The following is a 3,230-nucleotide window of genomic DNA, read 5'->3' on the forward strand; positions in this document are numbered from 1 at the left end:
CCGACCTGGGCATCGCCCGCCGGTACGTGGAGACGCTGGTGCCGAAGAAGCTGCACCCGATCTTCCACAAGATCGAGGAGGAGTACGAGCTGACCGACGAGACGGCGGCGGGCATCGGTGGGCTGGACTACGCGAGCGTCGCGCTGGTCACCCTCGCGCTGCCGGAGCCGGCCCTGCCGGAGCTGTCCGGCTTCCTGGTGCCGTCCACCGAGGGGCTGCTGATCAAGGCGTCCACGTTCTTCACCACCAAGTGGGGGCACCTGCGCCGCCCGGACGGGCTGGCCCTGGTCCGCGCGTCCGTCGGCCGGTACGGCGAGGAGGAGCAGCTCCAGCGCCCCGACGCCGACCTGGCCGCCACCGTGCATCGCGAACTGTCGGCGGTGCTCGGCACAGCGCTGCCGGCGCCGGTGGCGGGGCACGTGCAGCGGTGGGGCGGGTCCCTGCCGCAGTACGCCCCGGGGCACGCCGACCGGGTGGCCGCCGCGCGCGCCGCCCTGCGGTCCAGTCACCCGACCCTGGCGCTGGCCGGCGCCGGCTACGACGGGGTCGGCATCCCGGTCTGCGTCCGCTCCGGCGGCACCGCGGCCGAAGAGATCATCACTGCACTGGGAGGATCGGGGTCATGACCGAGCAGACCAACGCGGCCCGGCTTCGGGAGCTCAACGCCAGCATCCGCTACACCATGTGGTCGGTGTACCGGGCCAGCAGCCCGCTCCCGTCGCTGCGCGAGAACGTCACCGGCGAGGTCGAGGCCCTCTTCGAGGAACTCGCTGGCAAGGACGTCGTGGTCCGGGGCACGTACGACGTCTCCGGGCTGCGCGCCGACGCGGACGTGCTGATCTGGTGGCACTCGGCGTCCAGCGACGCCCTGCAGGACGCGTACCTGCGCTTCCGCCGCACCACCCTGGGCCGGTCGCTCACCCCGGTCTGGTCGCAGATGGCGCTGCACCGGCCGGCCGAGTTCAACAAGAGCCACATCCCGGCGTTCCTCGCCGGTGAGGAGGCCCGCCCGTACCTGTGCGTGTACCCGTTCGTCCGCTCCTACGAGTGGTACCTGCTGCCCGACGCCGAGCGCCGGGAACTGCTGAAGGAGCACGGCCAGATGGCCCGTGGCTACCCGGACGTGCGGGCCAACACGGTGGCCTCGTTCGCGCTCGGGGACTACGAGTGGATGCTCGCCTTCGAGGCCGACGAGCTGCACCGGATCGTCGACCTGATGCGCGACCTGCGGGCCTCCGGCGCCCGCCGGCACGTGCGCGAGGAGATCCCGTTCTACACCGGCCGCCGCCGCTCGGTCGCCGACATCGTCAACGGCCTGGTGTAAGGCGCGTACCCGGCACCGATCGACCGTCGGGCCGGCCGGGGTCGCGCCGGAGGGAGTAGGTGGCGCGACCCCGGCCGGGTCTCAGGTGGCGGTGCAGGTCAGCGTCGGTACGGGGTTGGTGCCGCTCCACGAGCCGAGGAACCCGAACGTGGTGCTCGCCCCGGCCCCGAGCGCGCCGTTGTACGACATGTTGCGGGCGGTGACCGTCGTGCCGCTGGTGCTGACGGCGGCGTTCCAGGCCGAGGTGACCTGTTGCCCACCGGCGAGGGTCCACGTCACCGACCAGTTCGTGACGGCCCCGCCTCCGGCGGTCACCGTGACCTCACCCTGGAAGCCACCGGCCCACTGGCCGGTCACCCGGTAGGTGGCCGTGCACGCACCGGCCGGCGGCGGCGTGGTCGGCGGGGGAGTCGTGGGCGGAGGAGTGGTCGGCGGCGGGGTGGTCGGCGGCGGCGTCGTGGGCGGGGGAGTGGTCGGCGGGGTGGTCGACCCACCGCCGAAGTCCACGTCGCTGCACAGGTAGTACGACTGGTCCAGGTGGCTGGCCTGCCAGATCGTGTAGACGACGTGCCGGCCGGTGCGACCCGGCGCGTTCGCCGGGATCTCGATGGAGACGCCGTTGGTCTCCGGCTTCCACTGCGATGCCGGGGTGTTGCCGATCTGGCCGACCAGCTCCAGGTCGTCCCAGCCCAGCGGCTCGGTGAGGGCGTCGAAGCCCTGCCTGGTCGCGTACACCCGGATGTAGTCGGCGCCGTGGCTGGCGCCGTCGAAGAGCCGGACCCGGAAGCTGTTGGCGACCGGGGTGGTCTTCCACGCGCCGACCGCGTCGAGGGAGTTGTACCGCCCGCCCTCGGTCCGGCCGCCGCTGCACAGCTGGCCGTCAGGGATGGCGCCCTGGTGATTGCCGGCGACGCCCTCCCGGAACAGGCCGTTCCAGTTCCACATCGTGTTCGGGTTGGCCTGCCAGGCCTGCCAGCACATCGGGTCCTCGGTGGCCATCCGGGGATTCTGGAAGTCGCTGCCCCAGCGCTGCCAGCAGCCGTAGTTTCGCGAGGCCGGGTCGACCACGGACCCGTGCGCGGAGACGGGGTTGGCCAGCGCGGTGGTCAACAGGAGGATGGCGGCCGCCACGACGGCGAGCGGCCACAGGAGGCGGGGTGATCGGAGCTGAGGGGACACGTGAGCCCTCCGGGAGAGAGGTCGGACGACGACGCCCGGACGTGCCGGGAGTTGCCCCCTCCCGGGCCGGCGGCGTGGCTCTCGTGCTGGCTCCGCCGGCAGACTCCCACAGCGATCGTCCTACGTCAATGCGTCCCGTCGCATGGGGGTGTGCGGGATGCCGTCCTCGACGTACTCCGGGCCGCTGACCGTGAACCCGTGCCGGGCGTAGAAGGCGACCAGGTGCGACTGCGCCTCCAGCACGCACGGCCGGTCGCCGACCTCGTCCAGGGCCGCGGCCATCAGCCGCCCGGCGTGGCCGCCGCCGCGCGCTGTCGGCGCCACCACCACCCGGCCGATCCGGGCCAGGCCGACGGGGTCGGCGAGGATCCGCAGGTAGGCCAGCGGCCCGTCGTCGCCGACCAGCCACAGGTGCCGGGTGCCCGGCTCGACGTCCCGCCCGTCCAGCTCCGGGTACGGGCACGCCTGCTCCACGACGAACACGTCGATGCGCAGCCGGAGCAGGTCGTGGAAGGTGCGGGCGTCCAGGTCGGCGAAGGAGGCGGATCGGATCTCGGGCATCTGCGGCACCCTGCGATGGTAGGGCCCGCCCCGCCGGCCGCGGTCGCCCACCGGGGCCCGCTCAGCCGACGTCGACCGGCTCGGCGGCTAGGAGGGCGGCGTTGGGGATGGTGAACCGCGCGTCCTTCATGTGGTCCGAGTACGTCGAGCCGTCACCGCCGAGCGT

At 73.1% G+C, this 3,230-nt stretch carries 4 protein-coding genes; 2 read left to right on the forward strand and 2 right to left on the reverse strand.

Features of this window, described 5'->3' with window-relative positions:
- Window positions 1–626 (forward strand): FAD-dependent oxidoreductase (locus tag AB0I76_RS25945; protein ID WP_357040550.1); only part of this gene is annotated, 626 nt, incomplete at its 5' end.
- On the forward strand, window positions 623–1,324 hold the full coding sequence (gene hemQ / locus AB0I76_RS25950; RefSeq protein WP_357040552.1) for a hydrogen peroxide-dependent heme synthase: 702 nt from the start codon (window positions 623–625) through the stop codon (window positions 1,322–1,324). The genes AB0I76_RS25945 and hemQ, both read left to right, overlap by 4 nt.
- An 81-nt stretch (window positions 1,325–1,405) precedes the next feature.
- On the opposite strand, the gene AB0I76_RS25955 is transcribed toward hemQ, so the two are convergent.
- A complete protein-coding gene (locus tag AB0I76_RS25955; RefSeq protein WP_357040558.1) occupies window positions 1,406–2,455 on the reverse strand; it encodes a lytic polysaccharide monooxygenase in 1,050 nt (349 codons plus the stop codon).
- A 168-nt stretch (window positions 2,456–2,623) separates the two neighbouring features.
- Complete coding sequence (locus AB0I76_RS25960; protein ID WP_357040555.1) at window positions 2,624–3,073, reverse strand: GNAT family N-acetyltransferase; 450 nt, start codon at window positions 3,071–3,073, stop codon at window positions 2,624–2,626.
- Between the last annotated feature and the right edge of the window lie 157 nt (window positions 3,074–3,230).

The organism is Micromonospora sp. NPDC049799, from assembly GCF_040656655.1.
Classification (GTDB): Bacteria; Actinomycetota; Actinomycetes; order Mycobacteriales; family Micromonosporaceae; genus Micromonospora.